Genomic DNA, 22,913 nt, shown 5'->3' on the forward strand with positions numbered 1-22,913 from the left:
TTTTTTTGTCAAGCCCAAAGCAAACAGCCCTGCATTGGCAGGGCTGTTTTAAATCCTCTTAATCATTAACGATTATGCTTCATCAAATTCTACTTCGTCATCATATTCAGTTGTATCTTCAGCTTCTGCTGGTTTTTCGCTATGACTTGCACGACGTGCATTTGGTTTATGAGCTTGTTTCTTCAATTGGCGATCAAGTTTTTGGTAAAGATCTGTAATCGCACCAAACAAGTCTTCATGCTCTGCAGAAGCGACTAATTGTCCTCCAGCAATGCTAACAGAGGCCTCAATTTTAAATAGCTTGCTTGGCTCTTTGCTAATCATGATATGTTTTTTAATTAGCGGTACTTGAAGTTTTTCTAACTTATCGAATTTAAATTCAAAACGCTCACGGATAGCCGGGGTGATATCGATGTTTTTGCCAGTGATTTCTAATGTCATATTTATCTTCCTCGTTTGCTACCCTTCGTTGGGTTAACTTCAGATTACTAAAATTACTAACTAATAACGTGATCTGTGTCACACTGTTGTCGTTAGTGATTTTTTAGCGAAAAAAATGTGACCAAAGTAGGTTTGTTGCAAAAAAGTATCTAAAAAACACTTGAGCTTTATTGATAAACTAAGGCAATATGGAGAAAGATTTATTGCTGGTGGCTAGTGCTAACTAGGGAGTAAATACGTTTTATTTCAACCTGTTGAGTGTTTTTTGTGCGCTAGTTATGCGGTTGGAGTTTTAACGTTATTGAATGAAGTAAATATTTATTATTAACATATTCATAAAAATGGCAGCTCATTGAGCTGCCATTTTTTATTGCTGCATTGTGATGGTCTTTATTTTACTGGGTTAAGTTTGATCATCGCTTCTGTGCGAGAGACTTCTTTATCCAGTTTTAATTTCTCATACGCTGTTTTTTCAAGTAATAGTGACTTACGTGCAGCACTTGTGTCTGGGTATAAGCGTTGTACTTGTTGGCAACGGTTGATCGCTGCAATCCATGCTTCACGGCGCACATAAAAATCAGCAACAGCTAGATCATATTCAGCAAGTTGGTTTTTTAAAAAAACCATGCGAGCTTTCGCATCTGCGTCATACTGACTATCAGGGAAGCGTTCTAATAGGTATTTAAAATCGCGAAATGCTTGGCGTGAAGGGGTTGGATCACGATCAAAACGATCAATATTGAACATGTCATGCATAAAGCTACGATCTTGCGCCATGTGCGTTAGACCACGCATATAATAAACCCAATCCGCTTGTGGATGCGTTGGATTTAAGCGTAAAAAACGCGCAATTGTGGCTTGAGATAATGGCAAATCATCATTTTTGTAGTAGGCATAGATTAAATCTAATTGTACTTGATCTGAGTAAGCACCAAATGGATAACGAGAGTCCATTGCCTCTAGGCGCTCGATAGCGTTATTCCAATTACCGCTCTGCAAAGCTTGCTGGGCAGTAGAATATAAGTCTGATGGTGGAACATCAGGAATGACTTTCTCAGTACTGGAACAGCCTGAAAGCAAGGCTACAGCAAGAAAAGTTGATATTGTCAGGCGTTTCATTACGGCGTCAGTTTCCTTGATAAAAATTTTATTTTGCTCGATCCATTACGGACTGAGCCGTTAACAGATACAATGACATTATATTAGTTTACATCAAGCATCGTTTTATTAAGCTTGGTACATTTTACGCAGCGTATGGCAATTAGTCTCACGCTTTTTAAAAAAGTTCGTTATGGCACAGCAAATAGAATTAACAAATACAGTTAGCGAAAGCCAACTAGGCAAGCGCCTTGATCAGGTTATTGCTGAATTATATCCCGATTATTCCCGCTCTCGTATCAAAGAGTGGATTCTAAAGGACATGGTTTCAGTAAACGGTAAAATTGACAACAAACCACGTTCAAAAATGATGGGTGGTGAAGAATTATTTATTCAAGCCGAAATCGAAGATGAAATGCGCTGGATTGCGCAAGACCTTCCACTTGATGTTGTTTATGAAGATGACGACATTTTAGTGATCAATAAACCACGTGATTTTGTGGTTCACCCTGGTGCGGGTACACCCGATGGCACAGTGCTAAATGCGCTGTTATATCATTACCCAGCATTGGCTGAAGTACCACGTGTGGGTATTGTGCACCGTTTGGATAAAGACACGACTGGCTTAATGGTCGTAGCTAAAACTATTCAGGCACAAACACGTTTAGTGCGCGCACTACAAAAACGTAAAATTACCCGTGAATATGAAGCCATTGCTATTGGTCAAATGACGGGCGGCGGTACGATTGAAAAACCAATTGGGCGTCATGCTACTAAACGTATTTGTATGGCAGTACATGAGCTAGGTAAAGATGCAATTACTCATTACCGTGTTGCTGAGCGTTTTCGTGAGCATACACGTATTGTGTTACGTCTAGAAACCGGTCGTACTCACCAAATTCGTGTGCATATGTCATACATGAGTCATCCGCTGATTGGTGATGTGATCTACGGTGGTCGTCCTCGTCCGCCACGTCATGCATCTGATGAATTTATTCATGCGTTACGTTCATTTGATCGTCAAGCATTGCACGCACGTATGTTGCGTCTATCACACCCAATGACGGGTGAGTTAATGGAATGGCATGCACCATTACCAAACGACATGGTTGCGATGATTGATATTTTACGTAAAGACAACGCTGAAAATAACGAAGATATTTATTAATGCAAACCATTATTCCTAACTGGCCAGCTCCAGAGAATGTGTTAACGGTAAGTACAACCCGTTTTGGCGGTGTCAGTTCTGCACCCTACAATGCACTCAATTTGGGATTGCATGTTGGGGATGATGTCAGTTCTGTACTAACAAATCGTCAATTACTGAAACAGCATTGTTGGTTAACGGCAGAGCCAGCATGGTTAAATCAAATTCACAGTCCGATTGTGATTGATATTACTACGCCGTTAACAGAAGTTATCGATGCCGATGGTAGTTTTACCCGTGTGCCTGGCTTAGCCTGTGCCATCATGACGGCTGACTGTTTGCCTGTTCTATTGTGTAATAAGCAAGGAACTGAAGTGGCAGCTGTTCATGCTGGGTGGCGGGGACTTGCTGCCGGAGTGATTGATAATGCCATTGCTAAATTTTCCTGTCCTAGTGCTGATATTATGGCTTGGATGGGACCGGCAATCGGCCCGACAGCGTTTGAAGTTGGCAGTGAAGTACGTGAGCAGTTTATTGATGTTGACGCTAATGCTGCTGATGCTTTTATTGCTCATGGTGATAAGTGGCTAGCTAATTTATATTTATTAGCACGACAGCGCTTACAACAGCACGGAATTAGCGCTATTTATGGCGGTGAATACTGTACGTTTAATAACGATGAGTTGTTTTATTCTTATCGTCGTCAAGCTGTCACTGGACGTCAAGCTTCATTGATTTGGCTGCGTTAATTTTTCAGTATTAATGACAAATAAGAAGCGGGTATATTGGCTAACAATATACCCGCTTTTTTTGCAGCATTATTTTGCGCTTTAAGAGCCTTGAAAAACCCCTACGAACTACCATATAACTAGTAACAGGTTATTAAATTTATTATTGGGGGACCTATGCGTCTTGACCGATTTACCAGTAAGTTCCAAGCCGCTATTTCTGATGCACAGTCATTAGCTTTAGGGCGTGATCATCAGTACATTGAACCTGCTCATCTTATGGTTGCATTATTAAACCAAGAAGGCAGTACAGTACGTCCCTTACTTACCCTTTTGAATGTAGATTCTACTCAGCTTCGTTCGCGTTTGGGTGAGATACTAGAGCGTATTCCAAAAGTGACAGGTATTGGTGGTGAAGTACAACTATCCAATAGCATGGGCACGTTATTAAACATGTGTGACAAGCTTGCACAAAAACGTAATGATAAATTTATTTCGTCAGAACTCTTTATTTTAGCTGCGGTTGATAATGATAAAGGCCCTGTAGGGGATTTATTACGTGAACTTGGTTTAAAAGCAGATCAGATAAGTAAAGCGATTGATCAAATTCGTGGTGGACAAAAAGTGGATGATCAAAACGCAGAAGAAAACCGTCAAGCATTAGCTAAATATACGATTGATTTAACAGAACGTGCAGAGCAAGGTCGATTAGATCCTGTGATTGGTCGTGATGATGAAATTCGTCGTACTATTCAAGTTCTGCAACGTCGTACTAAAAATAACCCCGTGATCATTGGTGAACCGGGTGTGGGTAAAACGGCGATTGTTGAAGGTTTAGCGCAACGGATTGTTAATGGTGAAGTGCCAGAAGGCTTACGTGACAAACGCGTATTATCATTAGATATGGGGTCTTTGATTGCAGGTGCTAAATTTCGTGGTGAATTTGAAGAACGTTTAAAAGCAGTATTAAACGAACTGTCTCAAGAAGACGGTCGCGTAATTTTGTTTATTGATGAAATCCATACTATGGTTGGCGCTGGTAAAGGCGAAGGCTCAATGGATGCTGGTAATATGCTAAAACCTGCGCTTGCTCGTGGTGAACTTCACTGCGTTGGTGCGACAACCTTAAATGAATACCGCCAGTATTTAGAAAAAGATGCAGCGTTGGAACGTCGTTTCCAAAAAGTGCTGGTGGATGAGCCAAGTGTTGAAGATACCATTGCTATTTTACGTGGTCTAAAAGAACGTTATGAGCTTCACCACCATGTAGAGATCACCGATCCTGCTATTGTTGCGGCGGCGACATTATCTCACCGCTATATTTCAGATCGACAATTGCCCGATAAGGCGATTGATCTTATCGATGAAGCAGCGTCAAGTATTCGTATGCAAATTGACTCTAAACCTGAATCAATGGATCGTTTAGAGCGCCGTATTATTCAATTAAAGATTGAACAGCAAGCATTAGAAAAAGAAAGTGATGATGCTAGCCAAAAACGGTTAAGTGATTTGCTTGAAGAATTAGATATTAAAGAGCGTGAATATTCTGAACTTGAAGAAGTATGGAATGCTGAAAAAGCCTCTTTATCTGGTACTCAACATATTAAAGCTGAGCTTGAACAAGCCCGTACTGATGTTGAAATTGCTCGTCGTGCGGGTGATCTAAATCGCATGTCAGAGTTACAGTACGGTCGTATTCCTGAACTTGAAAAGCAACTAGATTTAGCGGCGCAAGCAGAAATGCAAGATATGACGTTACTTAAAAATAAAGTAACCGATGTTGAAATTGCCGATGTACTTTCTAAAGCGACAGGTATTCCGGTTGCTAAGATGCTAGAAGGTGAGCGTGATAAGTTATTGCGCATGGAAGATGAGCTACATAATCGTGTTATTGGCCAAGAAGAAGCCGTTGAAGCTGTAGCTAACGCAATTCGTCGTAGTCGTGCAGGTTTGTCTGATCCACAACGTCCAATTGGTTCATTCTTATTTTTAGGCCCAACGGGTGTAGGTAAAACTGAATTGTGTAAGTCACTAGCTAACTTTATGTTTGATAGTGAAGATGCGATGGTGCGTATAGACATGTCTGAGTTTATGGAAAAACACTCAGTGGCACGTTTAGTTGGTGCGCCTCCAGGTTATGTTGGTTATGAAGAAGGTGGTTATTTAACTGAAGCGGTTCGTCGTCGTCCATATTCCGTTATTTTGCTTGATGAAGTTGAAAAAGCCCATCCAGATGTATTTAATATTCTATTACAGGTATTAGATGATGGACGTTTAACTGATGGCCAAGGTCGTACGGTTGATTTCCGCAATACGGTGATCATTATGACGTCTAACTTGGGTTCTGATCGTATTCAAGAACATTTTGGTAGTTTGGACTACGAGGGTATCAAAGCATTAGTGATGGAAGTGGTGGGTCAACATTTCCGCCCTGAATTCATTAACCGAGTTGATGAAACAGTTGTGTTCCACCCATTGGGTAAAGAGAACATTAAGCATATTGCATCTATTCAAATTGCGCGCTTGGAAAAACGTTTAGCAGAGAAAGATTTCCAGTTAGAGGTTGAAGAGAGTGCGTTAGAGTTAATTTCTGATGCTGGTTTTGATCCTGTATTTGGCGCGCGTCCATTAAAACGTGCAATACAGCAATATATTGAAAATCCATTAGCACAAGATTTGTTATCAGGTAAATTTATGCCGGGTAAACCAATCGTACTGTCAGTAGCAGACGATAAGATTGTTGCTAAACAAGCGTAATTAAAAAATGATGGCTTAAAATAATCAATTATTGTTAATAAACGCCTTAGCATGCATGTGCTAAGGCGTTTTTTTAGTATTGGAATTTGTCAAAAATAAACACTATTTATAATGAAAGCTGTTTTATTTGTCGTAATTTATCGTTATGGGTTAATGATTGAGCGAACGAAAGAAAAAGATAAAAATAAGGTTGTCAGCAACAAGAATCTCCCTATAATACGACCTCACTGACACGGACGACGGCGCAAGCGGTTACCGAAAGTCAGTATGTTCTTTAACAATTTGACCATGCAATCTGTGTGGGCACTCGTTGAATAGTTAAGTCGAAAGATTTATCAATGAACTGAGTGACCTAGAGCTAGAAATAGTTCGATTGCTTTTTTGTTTTACTTTTTTATAAAAAGTAAAAATAAGAAAGCGGCACAGTCAATTCATTACCATTCTGTTCCTATTTGTAGAAACGGAAGCGGTAATAGCTTTAAAATTACTAAGGTAGTTTTGAAGTCAGTATTCATTGAGCCGTTTCGAAAGAAACAACAAAACTTTAATTGAAGAGTTTGATCATGGCTCAGATTGAACGCTGGCGGCAGGCCTAACACATGCAAGTCGAGCGGTAACAGAAAGAAAGCTTGCTTTCTTTGCTGACGAGCGGCGGACGGGTGAGTAATGCCTGGGAATATACCCTGATGTGGGGGATAACTATTGGAAACGATAGCTAATACCGCATAATCTCTTCGGAGCAAAGAGGGGGACCTTCGGGCCTCTCGCGTCAGGATTAGCCCAGGTGGGATTAGCTAGTTGGTGGGGTAATGGCTCACCAAGGCAACGATCCCTAGCTGGTCTGAGAGGATGATCAGCCACACTGGAACTGAGACACGGTCCAGACTCCTACGGGAGGCAGCAGTGGGGAATATTGCACAATGGGGGAAACCCTGATGCAGCCATGCCGCGTGTATGAAGAAGGCCTTCGGGTTGTAAAGTACTTTCAGTTGTGAGGAAGGCAGTTAAGTTAATAGCTTAGCTGTTTGACGTTAGCAACAGAAGAAGCACCGGCTAACTCCGTGCCAGCAGCCGCGGTAATACGGAGGGTGCGAGCGTTAATCGGAATTACTGGGCGTAAAGCGCATGCAGGCGGTCTGTTAAGCAAGATGTGAAAGCCCGGGGCTCAACCTCGGAACAGCATTTTGAACTGGCAGACTAGAGTCTTGTAGAGGGGGGTAGAATTTCAGGTGTAGCGGTGAAATGCGTAGAGATCTGAAGGAATACCGGTGGCGAAGGCGGCCCCCTGGACAAAGACTGACGCTCAGATGCGAAAGCGTGGGGAGCAAACAGGATTAGATACCCTGGTAGTCCACGCCGTAAACGATGTCTACTTGAAGGTTGTGGCCTTGAGCCGTGGCTTTCGGAGCTAACGCGTTAAGTAGACCGCCTGGGGAGTACGGTCGCAAGATTAAAACTCAAATGAATTGACGGGGGCCCGCACAAGCGGTGGAGCATGTGGTTTAATTCGATGCAACGCGAAGAACCTTACCTACTCTTGACATCCAGAGAATTCGCTAGAGATAGCTTAGTGCCTTCGGGAACTCTGAGACAGGTGCTGCATGGCTGTCGTCAGCTCGTGTTGTGAAATGTTGGGTTAAGTCCCGCAACGAGCGCAACCCTTATCCTTGTTTGCCAGCACGTAATGGTGGGAACTCCAGGGAGACTGCCGGTGATAAACCGGAGGAAGGTGGGGACGACGTCAAGTCATCATGGCCCTTACGAGTAGGGCTACACACGTGCTACAATGGCGTATACAGAGGGCTGCAAGCTAGCGATAGTGAGCGAATCCCACAAAGTACGTCGTAGTCCGGATTGGAGTCTGCAACTCGACTCCATGAAGTCGGAATCGCTAGTAATCGTGAATCAGAATGTCACGGTGAATACGTTCCCGGGCCTTGTACACACCGCCCGTCACACCATGGGAGTGGGCTGCACCAGAAGTAGATAGCTTAACCTTCGGGAGGGCGTTTACCACGGTGTGGTTCATGACTGGGGTGAAGTCGTAACAAGGTAGCCCTAGGGGAACCTGGGGCTGGATCACCTCCTTACCTAAAGACTTATGCTGTTTTATGCAGTGTCCACACAGATTGCTTGGTTAAAATGTAGAACGTAAAAAGACTTGGGTCTGTAGCTCAGGTGGTTAGAGCGCACCCCTGATAAGGGTGAGGTCGGTGGTTCGAGTCCACTCAGACCCACCACTTTTTCTCCCAGAAAAAGTGATGGTATAGTCTTTTAAATCGTTGGGGTTATAGCTCAGCTGGGAGAGCGCCTGCCTTGCACGCAGGAGGTCTGCGGTTCGATCCCGCATAGCTCCACCACTTTCTAAATACATTCAAAGTAATGAATGTGATTAGAAAGTGGTTATCTAACGATGATTACATGTTCTTTAACAATCTGGAAAGCTGACTAGTAAATTTAATCGAAAGATTAATTTTAAAAAATGTTTTTATTCTTTGAATAAAAACGAGTTCTCAAAACAACACACATTCAAGTGTCTTGATTTTGTTTTTACTTTTTAAAGTGAAGACAAATAAATGAGTCCGGCGAAAAACCAATGTTTAATATTTTCTTGATCGGAGTATTAAACGCAAACCTTGGTTGTTTGAACATACAAGACCTCTTGGGGTTGTATGGTTAAGTGACTAAGCGTACACGGTGGATGCCTTGGCAGTCAGAGGCGATGAAGGACGTATTAACTTGCGATAAGCCCAGATTAGGCAGTAAAAGCCTCTTGAGTCTGGGATTTCCGAATGGGGAAACCCACTTGCATAAGCAAGTATCATTAACTGAATACATAGGTTAATGAGGCAAACCGGGGAACTGAAACATCTAAGTACCCCGAGGAAGAGAAATCAACCGAGATTCCGGTAGTAGCGGCGAGCGAAACCGGATTAGCCCTTAAGCTAGTTCTGCGTTAGGTGAAGGTTCTGGAAAGTTCCGCGATACAGGGTGATAGCCCCGTAACCAAAAATGCATTATTAGTGAAATCGAGTAGGACGGGACACGTGATATCCTGTTTGAACATGGGGGGACCATCCTCCAAGGCTAAATACTCCTGACTGACCGATAGTGAACCAGTACCGTGAGGGAAAGGCGAAAAGAACCCCTGTGAGGGGAGTGAAATAGAACCTGAAACCGTGTACGTACAAGCAGTAGGAGCCCACTTGTTGGGTGACTGCGTACCTTTTGTATAATGGGTCAGCGACTTAATTTTAGTAGCAAGGTTAACCGTTTAGGGGAGCCGTAGGGAAACCGAGTCTTAACTGGGCGTCATAGTTGCTAGGATTAGACCCGAAACCGAGTGATCTAGCCATGGGCAGGTTGAAGGTGAGGTAACACTTACTGGAGGACCGAACCGACTAATGTTGAAAAATTAGCGGATGACTTGTGGCTAGGGGTGAAAGGCCAATCAAACTCGGAGATAGCTGGTTCTCCCCGAAAGCTATTTAGGTAGCGCCTCGGACGAATACTACTGGGGGTAGAGCACTGTTAAGGCTAGGGGGTCATCCCGACTTACCAACCCTTTGCAAACTCCGAATACCAGTAAGTAATATCCGGGAGACACACGGCGGGTGCTAACGTCCGTCGTGAAGAGGGAAACAACCCAGACCGCCAGCTAAGGTCCCAAAGTTATAGCTAAGTGGGAAACGATGTGGGAAGGCTCAGACAGCCAGGATGTTGGCTTAGAAGCAGCCATCATTTAAAGAAAGCGTAATAGCTCACTGGTCGAGTCGGCCTGCGCGGAAGATTTAACGGGGCTAAGCTATACACCGAAGCTGCGGCAATGTGAATTTATTCACATTGGGTAGGGGAGCGTTCTGTAAGCCGTTGAAGGTGCATTGTAAAGTGTGCTGGAGGTATCAGAAGTGCGAATGCTGACATGAGTAACGATAAAGGGAGTGAAAAACTCCCTCGCCGGAAGATCAAGGGTTCCTGTCCAACGTTAATCGGGGCAGGGTAAGTCGACCCCTAAGGCGAGGCCGAAAGGCGTAGTCGATGGGAAACGGGTTAATATTCCCGTACTTCTTATAATTGCGATGGAGGGACGGAGAAGGCTAGGTGAGCCTGGCGACGGTTGTCCAGGTCCAAGTATGTAGGCTGATGAATTAGGCAAATCCGGTTCATCTTAAGGCTGAGATACGATGTCGAGCTACTACGGTAGTGAAGTCATTGATGCCATGCTTCCGGGAAAAGCTTCTAAGCTTCAGGTTATAAGAAATCGTACCCCAAACCGACACAGGTGATCAGGTAGAGAATACCAAGGCGCTTGAGAGAACTCGGGTGAAGGAACTAGGCAAAATGGTACCGTAACTTCGGGAGAAGGTACGCTCCTAGCGGTGATGAGACTTGCTCTCTAAGCTGCCGGGAGTCGCAGATACCAGGTGGCTGCAACTGTTTATTAAAAACACAGCACTGTGCAAAATCGAAAGATGACGTATACGGTGTGACGCCTGCCCGGTGCCGGAAGGTTAATTGATGGGGTTAGACTTCGGTCGAAGCTCTTGATCGAAGCCCCGGTAAACGGCGGCCGTAACTATAACGGTCCTAAGGTAGCGAAATTCCTTGTCGGGTAAGTTCCGACCTGCACGAATGGCGTAATGATGGCCACGCTGTCTCCACCCGAGACTCAGTGAAATTGAAATCGCAGTGAAGATGCTGTGTACCCGCGGCTAGACGGAAAGACCCCGTGAACCTTTACTATAGCTTGGCACTGAACATTGACCCTACATGTGTAGGATAGGTGGGAGACGTTGAAGCAACCGCGCCAGTGGTTGTGGAGTCAATCTTGAAATACCACCCTTGTATGCTTGATGTTCTAACGTTGACCCCTTATCGGGGTTACGGACAGTGCCTGGTGGGTAGTTTGACTGGGGCGGTCTCCTCCCAAAGAGTAACGGAGGAGCACGAAGGTGGGCTAATCACGGTCGGACATCGTGAGGTTAGTGCAATGGCATAAGCCCGCTTGACTGCGAGAATGACAATTCGAGCAGGTGCGAAAGCAGGTCATAGTGATCCGGTGGTTCTGAATGGAAGGGCCATCGCTCAACGGATAAAAGGTACTCCGGGGATAACAGGCTGATACCGCCCAAGAGTTCATATCGACGGCGGTGTTTGGCACCTCGATGTCGGCTCATCACATCCTGGGGCTGAAGTCGGTCCCAAGGGTATGGCTGTTCGCCATTTAAAGTGGTACGCGAGCTGGGTTTAGAACGTCGTGAGACAGTTCGGTCCCTATCTGCCGTGGGCGTTGGATGATTGAGAGGGGCTGCTCCTAGTACGAGAGGACCGGAGTGGACGAACCGCTGGTGTTCGGGTTGTATCGCCAGATGCATTGCCCGGTAGCTAAGTTCGGAATCGATAACCGCTGAAAGCATCTAAGCGGGAAGCGAGCCTCAAGATGAGTCATCCCTAGACCTTTAAGGTCTCTAAAGGGTTGTTGAAGACTACAACGTTGATAGGTCAGGTGTGTAAGTGCTGCGAGGCATTGAGCTAACTGATACTAATTGCCCGTGAGGCTTAACCATACAACACCCAAGGGGTTTTCCTTCTCATAAGAGAAGAGACGGACTCTACAAACACTTGAATGCGTGTTGAGAACAACTAGTTAGATTTTCCCAGATTGCTATTTATTGTCATAAGACAATAAATAAACCAGAATTTGCTTGGCGACCATAGCGTTATGGACCCACCTGATCCCATGCCGAACTCAGTAGTGAAACGTAATAGCGCCGATGGTAGTGTGGGGTCTCCCCATGTGAGAGTAGGACATCGCCAGGCTTCAAATTCGTTTTTATCTTTTTATAAAGGTAGAGACAACAAGTTGCATTTATGCTGAATAGACACTGCGGAGTGGTAGTTCAGTTGGTTAGAATACCGGCCTGTCACGCCGGGGGTCGCGGGTTCGAGTCCCGTCCACTCCGCCATTATTGAAGAAACCTGAATCGAAAGATTCAGGTTTTTTTTCATCTGTCTAAAAGTAAAATGAAGCTGAATAGACACTGCGAAGTGGTAGTTCAGTTGGTTAACTTTTTATTGGGAAGCTTAGCGGCCAGTCACGCCGGGGGGCGCGCTGATGTTCGGTATAGCAAGTCCCGTCCACTTCACATTTATTGAAGAAACCTGAATCGAAAGATTCAGGTTTTTTTTCGTCTGTCTAAAAGTAATATGATGCTGAATAGACACTACGGAGTGGTAGTTCAGTTGATTAACTTTTTATTGGGAACCTTAGCTTAGTGGCCTGACACTCAGGGGGCGCGCTGATGTTCGGTATAGCAAGTCCCGTCCACGTCACATTATTGAAGAAACCTGAATCGAAAGATTAGGCATATTTTACATCTGTAGAAAATGGCAACGATAGTGTGGCTATCATCCGTCATCTCGAAAGGAAAGCGCAAATAATCCATCTATTTCAGCATAGTATAGATGGATTATTTTAAGAGTAACCAATTAGGGAAGGTGATTTTTTTGATCACAATGTACATTCTTACAATAATAATAAAGCTAATACTGGTTAGAGTGGCAATATTAGGACTGATTGAAAATTTAATTTGAAGAATATAAAGGTAGCAACCAATAATGACTGGGCTGGCATAAAATTCAGTATTATTGAACATTGTTGGCCGAGCCAGAATAACATCACGTAATACACCACCAAAGACTGCGGTGATCATTCCCATAGTAACTGCAACATAACCTGCATAATGCTCGGCAACCATATTCTTAGTGACGAGTACGGAAAACATTGCAATTCCAATGGCATCGAGTACAACGATCAAACGTTCGGCTTTTATTTTACGAAGGTGGGGCGCGAGGAAAAAGCCGACAAAAGAAGTAATCAGTGCCGTCCAAAAATAAGAGGGATCCCTAATCCAAAATACTTGTCCTGTTGAAAGAATAATATCTCGTACAGTACCGCCACCAAGTGCTGTTATCCAACCTAATACCATGACACTAACGATATCTTTACCTATGTTAGCTTCACTTATTACAGCACTTAATGCAAAGGCAACGATACAGATAATTTCAATGGTGTGAATTAGCATAAATAAGCCTATAACATATTAATATCACGGGAATAAATTTAAACTTGATACTAACATGCAGTGGTGTTCATACCAGAGAGTAAAAATGGTGATAGTGTTTTCAAAAATAAAAAAAGGCCGGAAATCCGACCTTTTTTATGATGTTTATATGTGAGATGAGAAAATATTATCGACCGCTATGATCAAATGTTTTTACATCTTCAGCAGTACATTGAGAGGCTGCATGTGAAGTAAGAAATTCAATAGAGCGGGTAAAGTCAGCGATTAATAGATTAGCAAGATCAACGGTTAGACCTTGTTTAACTAATATACGTTGCACCACAATTTCCTGAGCATTTGCAGGCAGGCTATAAGCAGGTACTAACCAGCCACGAGTACGTAAACGATCAGCAACATCATAAAGAGTAAACGGTACATTCACATCAGCTTTTAAGCGCCATGAAATTGCAGGGATCCCTTTTTCTCGATTACCATCAAATAAGAACTCAAATAGATTAAACTTATTAAGCTCTTTAACTAAATATTCACACACATCGTAGCTTGCATTATGAATACGTTGGTAACCTTCAAAGCCTAAGCGAAGGAAATTATAGTATTGAGATATAATTTGACCCGCAGGGCGAGAGAAGTTTAGTGCAAAAGTAGGCATGTCACCACCAAGGTAGTTAACATGGAAGATTAAGCCTTCAGGTAAATCTTCTTTATTGCGCCATACAACCCAGCCCACACCTAGTGGTGATAAACCAAATTTATGGCCAGAAGTACTGATTGATTTCACGCGTTCAAGGCGGAAGTCCCAAGGTTCAATATTTGGTGCACAGAAAGGTGCTAACATTGCGCCGCTTGCACCATCAACGTGAATATCAATTGAGTTACCAGTATCATGCTCATAAGTATCTAGTGCATCTGATAATGGTTTTACGGTTTCGTATAGCCCTGTAAAGGTTTGGCCAAAAGTAGGCACAACCATAATGGTGTTAGCATCAACAAGTTCTAACATGTCTTCAGGGGTCATGAAATAATGCCCTTCGTCCATTTTAGTTTCACGCATTTCTACGTCCCAGTAGCGGGCAAATTTTTCCCAACATACTTGAACAGGACCACAAACCATATTGGGTTTATCTGTTGGTTGACCTAGCGCACGACGCTTTTCACGCCAACGCCAAAGTGCTGCTAAACCACCAAGCATACAGGCTTCACTCGAACCTGTTGTTGAAGTACCAACGGTTGTTACTGATTCAGGTGAATTCCATAAATCCGCTAAAATATGGACACAACGTCCTTCTATTTCTGCTGATTGAGGGTATTCATCTTTATCTATCATGTTCTTATCAATAGATAGATCCATTAATTTATGAACTTCGTCTTCTTCCCATGTTTGGCAAAACGTGGCTAGGTTTTGACGTGAATTACCATCGAGATAAAGTTCATCGCGAATCATTTGATAGATCACATTGGGTGCTTGTTCTTGCTGAGGTAGCTTGGTAGTTGCCGCAACGTTATTAATCGCTTCTGAACCAAAGATTGGATCATTACCTGATTGACGGTTTACTTCATGAAGAGCCATAATTTTCTTCCTACCTTAATGTTGCTTACTGCTAAATAAGTTCCAAGCCATTGCTTGAGTAACATGTTTAATCATTTGCTGACCACGAATACTATTGCCAAATGGGTCTAGTCGTGGTGAAAATGCTGCGAGTGCGCCAATGTTGGGTATCACTGTTAATAAACCACCACCGACACCACTTTTACCGGGTAGACCAACATCATATGCCCAGTCGCCAGAGGTATCGTAAAGACCTTCCATCGCCATTTCTGCAAGAATATGGGGAATATTTTGAGGTTGAATTAACTGTTCACCTGAACATGGATTTTTACCGCCATTAGCCAGTGTGGCCCCTACTGTTGCTAGTTCTACCGCATTAAATAGGGTGGAACATTGGCGAGTATAAACATCACAAGCTTCAAGTGGCTCTGAGTACATACGACCAGATGACTCTAATAACAATGCAATAGCACGGTTATGAGTATTAGTGGTTTGCTCAGATTGATTGACTTCATCAGAGAGCGTAATCGCACTGTTTGCGAGCAGTGATTGGAAATGTAAAATCTGCTGCCAGCGTTGTTCTTTATCTGTCGCCTTAACTAAACTCACTGTCGCCATAGCGCCTGCATTGACGAGGGGGGTTAAGGGCTTACCTTGGTGTAGTTCAAGGGCAAGCACTGAATTAAATGGCATGCCAGTAGGTTCTGCACCGACTTTACTGTGTAATGCATCTGCTCCAGATTGCTCAAGCACTAACCCGAGCGTCATGATTTTTGAAATAGACTCAATCGCAAATTTATAATCAGCATCTTGTAATTGAATCACTTCACCAGTAACAGAAACGAAAGCCAGTCCTGTTAATTCTGATGGTACGGAAGCTAAAAAAGGAATATAGGAGGCATTGTCGCCTGCCATATTTGTTTTTGCTTCGTCTAGCGCTTGCTGCATAACGACAGCAAGCTTTTCATTTAGTTGTGACATTGACGCATCCTTAACGCTATTGATTCAAGGTATGAGTAATTTTGTCTGATGGGTTAATAACACCAGGGTGAACGTTTTCAATTTCCCAAGTAAAGGGTGCAAAGTCAGTCACTGCTGGATCTTTCCAGTGAGGTTGACGAGCTTTGTATATAAACAATGGAATTAATACGAAGATCACTGTTAAGACGACTAAGAAGCCAACGTATTCTTCAGGGCTGCCCACCGCAATTTGACTTGGTGGAATAAAAGAGAAGATGAACGCTAATAGTGAACCAGAGAAACCGACACCAGCGATGATCCACATACCCATATCACCACCAGGGATTTTGTATGGACGTGGACGGTTAGGTTGGCTGTAACGTAAGTGAATAGCGGCAGCGAACATTAACAAGTACATGATAAGGTAAAGTACGACTGTTAATTGGCTTAGAATTTGATAAGCAGCTTGAACAGAAGGTAATACTACAAATACAACGGAAATAATGGTCACCAAGAAAGCTTGCACCATCATGATGTGCGTTGCCATACCGTGTTTATTGGTATATTGGAAAAAGCGAGGTAAATAACCGCCTTTAGCAACAACAAGCAATGCAGATGAAGGACCCGCAACCCAACCGACAACCCCTGCAAGTACACCAAGTGCTAAACATGCAGCCATAATTGGCGCAGCCCAGCTGATACCCGCCCAAGCAAACATATCATCGTAAGCGACTAATAAACTTTGAGTTAAGTTGATATCTTTTTGAGGGATAACAAAAGCGATAGCCAGTGTACCTAGTACAAATACACACACAGTACCAATCGCAGCAATCGCAATCGCAATAGGGTAGTTACGTGGTGCGTCATCAACTTCTTTAACGTGAATAGCGTTCATTTCCATACCGGCATAGAACAAGAAAATACTGGCAGCTAAAACAACATTATTAAAGTTAGAAAAGTCAGGAATCACATCATGCCAAGATAATTGCACTTGTGGTGGACGACCTGAGAAGAATAGGTAAGAGAAACCTAAAATAATTAACACGATACCAGGAATAACCGTACCAATTAAACCGCCCCATTTAGCGACTTTAGAAAACGCTGCGGTACCACGTAAAGCGATAAAAGTAGCTAACCAGTAAATCGCTAACACTATTCCCAATACGAAGAATTTATTCTGGGATAATGCTTGGTCCCATGACTGATCTGGGCCCATGAACGCAAGTGATACTGAACCAAAAGTCAGTGCGGTTGGGAACCATACAGTAACTTCGATCCATAACATGAAAATAGCAACTAACGCTAAACGTGGACCAAATGCTTCGCCCACCCAGCGAAATACCCCGCCTTTTTCCGACCAACCTGTAGCAAGTTCAGCGGCGACGAGTGAAACGGGAATTAAAAAGACAACGGCGGCAAAAATATAATAAAAAATGGAGCTCAGTCCGTATTCAGCTTCTGCTGGAAGACCACGCAAACTCACAACAGCAACGATATTTAACATTGCCAACGCGAATATGCTGATCCCCCCTTTTTTTGCTTTATCTATACTAGTCATCATTAACCAACTTCATAATCAAAGATATTTAAATTTTTATTGTTAGGTTTTGTGGACTAAAAACAGAACGTTTTATACTGTTTTAATAAATTCACTCTATAAAAAATAGCACCAACATAGTCCTTTACTCCACTAGAAGTCATCCTAACTTCATCATGAAATTTGTCCCAATTCCATCCTAGAATATTGTCATCCTGACAAATAGATATCCTATCTATAGCCCTCTATCCCAGAGAAGCCTATGCATCCTCGCTAGATGATAGTCCGCATCATCTATATGCTCATCCTGAGCGGCCAATTCCGTGGCTATTCCTAAATCCTTGTCAGCTCCAGCTGATGACAATATCTTACCTCACCAGAAAAATGACGCAATATTAAATATTCCATTAATTATTTAATATTAATCTTAACAAATAAACATATCAATTTAAGATGATGATATCATTGGATTTTATAAATAATCAGTCATCATAAGTGAGACTTAATAACGAAGTTATCCCACAAGCTTGTAAGAGATCTCTTACAAAATAAGTAGAAAAACGCTCATTTATTATAATGCGAGGTGCGAGGTACGTATATGGGCTCCCCGTGTAATGCAAGAGTTTGAGAAAGCGTGTTGGCAAGTGCACGTATATTCGGTTTCTTTATGGGGAGCTACCCCGAACCTGTATGGCTTCATTCACGTTGCAAGGATTCTATACGAGTTAAAGGTGTATCAACACCGTCGTGCCTCTCAGATTTTTCCTTGCCTGCTTTGATTACACGTTATCCACGGTTTCTTGCAACTACATTGGTGAGATATTGTACTTCATGTTACATCGCAACCTTATCTAAGCACTACTAAGCAGGCAGCTTTTCTTGGTAAGGTTGGTTTGATTTCAGCATGGCACAAGCCATCCTGACGGTCTTATTGGCTAATGCTATAACAACTTTATTAAAATGATTTCTTTCAAGTAAGGCTCGAAGCCAGCAACTAAGTTGATCTGATTTATCTTTGATATTACTAACGACAGATCTTGCCCCATGCACAACCACTGCACGTAATGTTCGATCTCCCTTTTTACTTATACCTAATAGCTTATTATGACCACCACTACCTGAATGAGCGGGGACTAAACCTATACTGGCACTTGCATCGCGTCCGCATTTATATGCTGAAGCATCGCCCATTCGAGCATAAAGTGCGCTGGCAACTATCCAGCCAACACCTCTTAATGTCATTAATAACTGACAAGCTGGTATCTGTTTAGCATAAGCAATTAAATAATCAGTAACCTCCTGAATAGGCTTATCAAGTTCAATAAGCTGATTAAGAAGCTGATGTAAAACAAAACGGGCAGAAGACGTTAATCCATTATTAGGATCTTCCAATTCAAGAGGAAGTAAAGCACGTAATTTAGTGGTGCTTTGCGGGAATTTTATTCCATATTCCAAGGCAAAGCCTCTAATCCGATTTGATATCGCTGTTCTTTGTTTTATATAACTTTCTCTGAGATGCAACACACTTGCTATATCTTGTTGCTCAGTTGTTTTGACTGAAACAAAGTGTATGTCTGGACGTTGGGCTGCTTCATAAATAGCAAGAGCATCATTTGCATCATTTTTATTACCCGCTCGATACATCCTGACAATTTGAGGTGGGAGAAGATGAACATGATGCTTATTATTTTGAAAATATCTCCCCCAATAATGAGCAGAGCCACACGCCTCCATATAAATCATAGATGCGGGATATTGGGCTATAAATGTGACCATTTTAGCTTGAGACATTTTTTGATTAGACTTTAATTTTCCATGTTGATTAAACAATGCAACTTGAAAAACGTTTTTAGCGAGATCAATACAAATAGTGCTAGGCTTATTCATGGTATGGGCTCCTTTTTGGTTGACGCTATAACTGTAGCTGACAATGTCAGTAAGGTGGGGAGTCCATACCATTGAGGTGCGAGATGCGAGGTGCGAGGTGCGAGGTGCGAGGTGCGAGGTGCGAGGTGCGAGGTGCGAGGTGCGAGGTGCGAGGTGCGAGGTGCGAGGTGCGAATAAAAGCAAGTCATCCTCAAAGAATCAAATTTAACACGTTGTCATTTGATACATTACTTTGGGAATAGCACAAAAAAGAACGGGCGCGACTTTCGTCGCGCCCTGAGGTCTTACTTGCAGCAATCCAGCTACTATGTTGCTCCCTGCATCCATCCTTTGATTGCTGTATTCCGTCAGCATTGTCCTTTATACTTCTTCCTGAAGTTGTTCCTTTGGCCATCCTAACCCGTCATCACATCCTGTTCTGACTCTCATCTCCTTCCTGGAGGTGTCCTTTACTTCATCCTGAAGTGATCCCTTATGCCTCAATCCTAGAGGTGTTCCTTACTTCGTCCTGAAGTTATCCTAGCCTTCCTGACAGATAAACATCCTGTTTACCTTAATACCGTATCCTACAGTGTTCCTTTCACATTCCATGTTTGATAAACCATCCTAGCTTACCAATATCTCATCCTGAGACTGCCTGTGTCCGTGGCGCTTTCCTGTTCCGTTCCGTCGTATCCTTTCGACACCATTAATACTATGTGAATTACCGACTAAATCCTATATAGAACAAAATATCTTTTTTACCACCTTCTAATCAATCAAATAAAAATGAAAAATAAAATCCATTATAACAACAACTTAAATTAAACTAGTGATTATGTATGCATTAATAGCATGCTTATCTCCCACATATTTGTAAGAGATCTCGCACACAGCCAATAGATAAAAACCATTCATTATTTATCATACTTTTTTACATGAAGTAATATATTGTTATTATACAAATAGATAGAGGTGCGAGGTGCGAGGTGCGAGGTGCGAGGTGCGAGGTGCGAGGTGCGAGGTGCGAGGTGCGAGGTGCGAGGTGCGAGGTGCGAGGTGCGAATAAAAACAAGTCGGTCTTAAATAATCAAAACAAATCTATCACGATAACTGATTAGATTATTTTTCTTCCAAAAAAAAGAGAGGGCACGACTTTCGTCGCGCCCTTAGGTCTTACTTGCAGCAATCCAGTTACTGTGTTGCTCCTTGCATCCATCCCTTGACTGCTGTGTTCCATCAGCATTGTCCTTTATACTTCATCCTGAAGCTGTTCCTTGGCTATCCTAACCCGTCAGCACATCCTGTTCTGACTCTCATCTCCTTCCTGGAGGTGTCCTTTACTTCATCCTGAAGTGATCCTTTATGCCTCAATCCTAGAGGTGTTCCCTTCACATTCCATGTTTGATAAACCATCCTAGTTTACCAATATCTCATCCTGAGACAGCCTGTATCCGTGGCGCTTTCCTGTTCCGTGGTGTCAGTTCCTTTCGACACCATTAAGATTACGCTTTTCTTTATTATTCACAATCAGTGCTTAAAAACTTTTTGATCTTTATTTTCATCCAACACTAACTAAAAATAAAATAACAACTAAATATCAATAACATAATTATTAACACACAGTAATATATGCTAATAACACACTCAATATCTCACGGCTTTGTGAGAGATCTCTTACAACAGCATTAGCTCTTTGACTAAGGTGACTATTTACACAGATATCCACTATACTCACACAGAGAGAATACCTTGCTAAATAAGGAATAGAGATGGAAGCATTCAACCATAATTTGGCTAATTTATTCAGTCAATTAGGCTTAGATAACTCAACCGAATTTATTGAGCATTTTTTATGCACACATTCATTAGCGCCCTCACAAAAATTAGCTGATGCCGCCTTTTTTACTCTCGCTCAACAACAATTTATTAATGAAGCTCAACAACAAGATGCCGATTGGAGTGAAGTGATTGACCAACTAGATACGTTACTTCGAAAATAAGCGCAATATTTATCAAGGAACCATGATGTCAACCATCACTCAAGAAATAGAACAGGTGATAGCAAGCTTAGTCGCTGAAAATAAACAACCATCGACAGCATTAATTAAAGCTCGTCTCACCACACCATTACCAATTCCAATCATCATAAAGGCGTTACAAGCTTGGCAAAAAAATGCCAAAGTGCCGCATATAGAAAAGCAACAGCAGGTATTAACAACCGAGCAACGCCTTGAACAACTTGAACAGCAAGTACTGACACTTTCAACACGTTTAGCGCGCTTAGAAGCTGATCGCTAATAATAAAAAAGCACCTAATTAAAGGTGCTTTTTTAATTATTACTGAAAATTCCACGACATATTAGACACAATTCGGCACCGGTCACATTTAAAGTGGAACAAGCCATGCAATGCTTCTGGAACTCGCCATTCACCACCACAACTTGGACATCGACGTGTTAATTCAGCCGCTTTGCTTTCACCGCCAACACGGTATTGATAATAATACGTTGGCACCTCGGTGGTCGCTTCAATATGACGACATAAATCACGCCCACGCACAAACAATTCACTGTCTACATCACCAATTTCAGCCAATGCCATTGCCACCGCCGTTGGGCTTTTAATGGCCATTTGAATTTCATCAAAAGCTTGCCATTCAGTCTGCCATTTAATGATCGCTTTATAATCATCATCCGTCGTTGCCCCTGTTTGATATAACGGAATCGGCAATAACGTATCGCCACTACGTAGCGGCGAACAACTATGAACATAAGTGGTATAAAGCACTTGCCATGATGGAGAAAAGCTTTCAGCGACTGAATCTGAATTAAGATCAACCCCTAGTATTTTTATTTTAGGCGCGAGCAAACACGCATTTGTTAATTGCTCATAACATTGATTGACTTGCGGGCTATTAAATCGAGAATGAAGACTTTCTTTCTCCGGGCACACAACGCGAACGCGAAAGATGCCATCATCAATAACAACAGGAAATTCACGTCCAAGTACTTGACCGTTATAGCGTAATGCATCCATTAAGCCATTAATAGCGACATCTACTTGCGATAACGTTGTGTTATCAAAACATTCAAATTGTAACTCAACAACAAACACGTGTTACACCTCGACGACTAATGGCTGCAATTGCTGTAAGAACATCACTACATCATTTGCTAACACTTGACGGGTATCTTTACCCAATGTTTCTAACACCACTTGGCCGGTCATATTACAAATAGAAATGACTTGTGATTCATCATCGACTACTGCAATAAATACCGTGGGTTTCAGCTTCATTCGACGTTGAGTCACCAAATGTCCAAGAATATTTTGTTGTAAACGTTCAATATCATCGTCATTAAATGCTTGTAATAAATCTAACGATAAATCACCAAACATTGCGCCCATATCACCACTAAATTGCGATCCATAAAAAGCATTGATATCGCTATGGAGTAATAAATCCATGCCTTTTTCAACACCATCTAAACCAATAATAGGCTGACGTTGAATGGGTTTCCAAGTTACATTTTGGCCATCATCTGCAATAACACAGGGTGAGATAAGACCCACTAAATGTTCACTTTCGGGAAAACCGCGATCTGCATCACACCATGCTTGTAAATAACGAGCAGAAAAATCAGATAAAGCGCAGGTAACAGGATGATTCATTCGCAACCTCATAAAAGATTCAGTAAACTTTAGGTTTAAGCCGTTTCGACGGACATCTATTCTAATCCAAGAG

At 42.4% G+C, this 22,913-nt stretch carries 14 protein-coding genes, 3 tRNA genes and 3 rRNA genes; 11 read left to right on the forward strand and 9 right to left on the reverse strand.

Annotation, left to right across the window (positions count from 1 at the left end):
* Window positions 1-72 precede the first annotated feature (72 nt).
* Window positions 73-441, reverse strand: a complete 369-nt coding sequence (hpf, locus tag ACJZU6_RS04495) for a ribosome hibernation-promoting factor, HPF/YfiA family (protein ID WP_080158181.1) — start codon at window positions 439-441, stop codon at window positions 73-75.
* A 390-nt stretch (window positions 442-831) separates the two neighbouring features.
* Entirely contained in the window at window positions 832-1,560 is a 729-nt protein-coding gene (gene bamD / locus ACJZU6_RS04500) for an outer membrane protein assembly factor BamD (RefSeq protein WP_080158180.1), read from the reverse strand.
* 172 nt (window positions 1,561-1,732) lie between these two features.
* Here bamD and rluD point away from each other — a divergent pair, with 172 nt between their 5' ends.
* The 9 genes from rluD (at window position 1,733) to ACJZU6_RS04545 (ending at window position 12,137) form a co-directional block, all read left to right on the forward strand.
* Window positions 1,733-2,707: a 23S rRNA pseudouridine(1911/1915/1917) synthase RluD gene (rluD, locus tag ACJZU6_RS04505; RefSeq protein WP_080158179.1), complete on the forward strand. Its 975-nt coding sequence runs from the start codon at window positions 1,733-1,735 to the stop codon at window positions 2,705-2,707.
* The gene (gene pgeF / locus ACJZU6_RS04510) at window positions 2,707-3,435 is read left to right on the forward strand and encodes a peptidoglycan editing factor PgeF (protein WP_080158178.1); all 729 of its coding nucleotides are present in this window, start codon (window positions 2,707-2,709) and stop codon (window positions 3,433-3,435) included. The genes rluD and pgeF overlap by 1 nt, the downstream gene beginning before the upstream one ends.
* 156 nt (window positions 3,436-3,591) lie before the next feature.
* Window positions 3,592-6,171: an ATP-dependent chaperone ClpB gene (clpB, locus tag ACJZU6_RS04515; protein ID WP_080158177.1), complete on the forward strand. Its 2,580-nt coding sequence runs from the start codon at window positions 3,592-3,594 to the stop codon at window positions 6,169-6,171.
* Window positions 6,172-6,716: 545 nt separating this feature from the next.
* A 16S ribosomal RNA gene (locus tag ACJZU6_RS04520) occupies window positions 6,717-8,261 on the forward strand.
* A gap of 73 nt (window positions 8,262-8,334) precedes the next feature.
* Window positions 8,335-8,411, forward strand: a tRNA-Ile gene (locus ACJZU6_RS04525).
* A gap of 44 nt (window positions 8,412-8,455) precedes the next feature.
* Window positions 8,456-8,531 (forward strand) — tRNA-Ala (locus ACJZU6_RS04530).
* 314 nt (window positions 8,532-8,845) lie between these two features.
* A 23S ribosomal RNA gene (locus ACJZU6_RS04535) occupies window positions 8,846-11,738 on the forward strand.
* A gap of 137 nt (window positions 11,739-11,875) precedes the next feature.
* Window positions 11,876-11,991: ribosomal RNA gene (rrf, locus tag ACJZU6_RS04540) — 5S ribosomal RNA — on the forward strand.
* The 16S, 23S and 5S rRNA genes sit together here with 3 tRNA genes alongside, the layout of an rRNA operon.
* Window positions 11,992-12,060: 69 nt before the next feature.
* Window positions 12,061-12,137: transfer RNA gene (locus ACJZU6_RS04545), tRNA-Asp, on the forward strand.
* A 504-nt stretch (window positions 12,138-12,641) separates the two neighbouring features.
* Here ACJZU6_RS04545 and ACJZU6_RS04550 read toward each other — a convergent pair.
* From ACJZU6_RS04550 to ACJZU6_RS04570, 5 genes are all read right to left on the reverse strand, one after another.
* Window positions 12,642-13,256: a trimeric intracellular cation channel family protein gene (locus ACJZU6_RS04550; protein ID WP_080158962.1), complete on the reverse strand. Its 615-nt coding sequence runs from the start codon at window positions 13,254-13,256 to the stop codon at window positions 12,642-12,644.
* A 166-nt stretch (window positions 13,257-13,422) separates the two neighbouring features.
* Complete coding sequence (locus ACJZU6_RS04555) at window positions 13,423-14,823, reverse strand: glutamate decarboxylase (protein ID WP_080158963.1); 1,401 nt, start codon at window positions 14,821-14,823, stop codon at window positions 13,423-13,425.
* Window positions 14,824-14,838: 15 nt separating this feature from the next.
* Window positions 14,839-15,783 carry a glutaminase A gene (gene glsA, locus ACJZU6_RS04560; protein WP_107276821.1) on the reverse strand — a complete coding sequence of 315 codons (945 nt, stop codon included), beginning with the start codon at window positions 15,781-15,783 and terminating at the stop codon, window positions 14,839-14,841.
* A gap of 16 nt (window positions 15,784-15,799) precedes the next feature.
* The gene (gene gadC, locus ACJZU6_RS04565) at window positions 15,800-17,323 is read right to left on the reverse strand and encodes a putative glutamine/gamma-aminobutyrate antiporter GadC (protein ID WP_370738024.1); all 1,524 of its coding nucleotides are present in this window, start codon (window positions 17,321-17,323) and stop codon (window positions 15,800-15,802) included.
* An 837-nt stretch (window positions 17,324-18,160) separates the two neighbouring features.
* Window positions 18,161-19,186, reverse strand: coding sequence for an IS110 family transposase (locus ACJZU6_RS04570; RefSeq protein ID WP_408900052.1), 1,026 nt, complete (start codon window positions 19,184-19,186; stop codon window positions 18,161-18,163).
* 1,751 nt (window positions 19,187-20,937) lie between these two features.
* Between ACJZU6_RS04570 and ACJZU6_RS04575 the strand changes: the two genes are divergently transcribed.
* Both ACJZU6_RS04575 and ACJZU6_RS04580 read left to right on the forward strand, forming a co-directional pair.
* Window positions 20,938-21,168 (forward strand): DUF2789 family protein, encoded by a 231-nt coding sequence (locus ACJZU6_RS04575; RefSeq protein ID WP_080158989.1) that lies wholly within the window; start codon window positions 20,938-20,940, stop codon window positions 21,166-21,168.
* A 22-nt stretch (window positions 21,169-21,190) separates the two neighbouring features.
* Window positions 21,191-21,466 (forward strand): hypothetical protein, encoded by a 276-nt coding sequence (locus ACJZU6_RS04580; protein ID WP_369925939.1) that lies wholly within the window; start codon window positions 21,191-21,193, stop codon window positions 21,464-21,466.
* A 39-nt stretch (window positions 21,467-21,505) separates the two neighbouring features.
* Here ACJZU6_RS04580 and ACJZU6_RS04585 read toward each other — a convergent pair whose 3' ends face one another.
* Window positions 21,506-22,282 (reverse strand): Zn-ribbon-containing protein, encoded by a 777-nt coding sequence (locus ACJZU6_RS04585; RefSeq protein WP_080158987.1) that lies wholly within the window; start codon window positions 22,280-22,282, stop codon window positions 21,506-21,508.
* A 3-nt stretch (window positions 22,283-22,285) separates the two neighbouring features.
* Window positions 22,286-22,840, reverse strand: a complete 555-nt coding sequence (syd, locus tag ACJZU6_RS04590) for a SecY-interacting protein (RefSeq protein WP_080158986.1) — start codon at window positions 22,838-22,840, stop codon at window positions 22,286-22,288.
* Window positions 22,841-22,913 lie beyond the last annotated feature (73 nt).

The sequence above is a fragment of the Photobacterium piscicola genome, from assembly GCF_046058925.1.
Taxonomy (GTDB): Bacteria; Pseudomonadota; Gammaproteobacteria; order Enterobacterales; family Vibrionaceae; genus Photobacterium; species Photobacterium piscicola.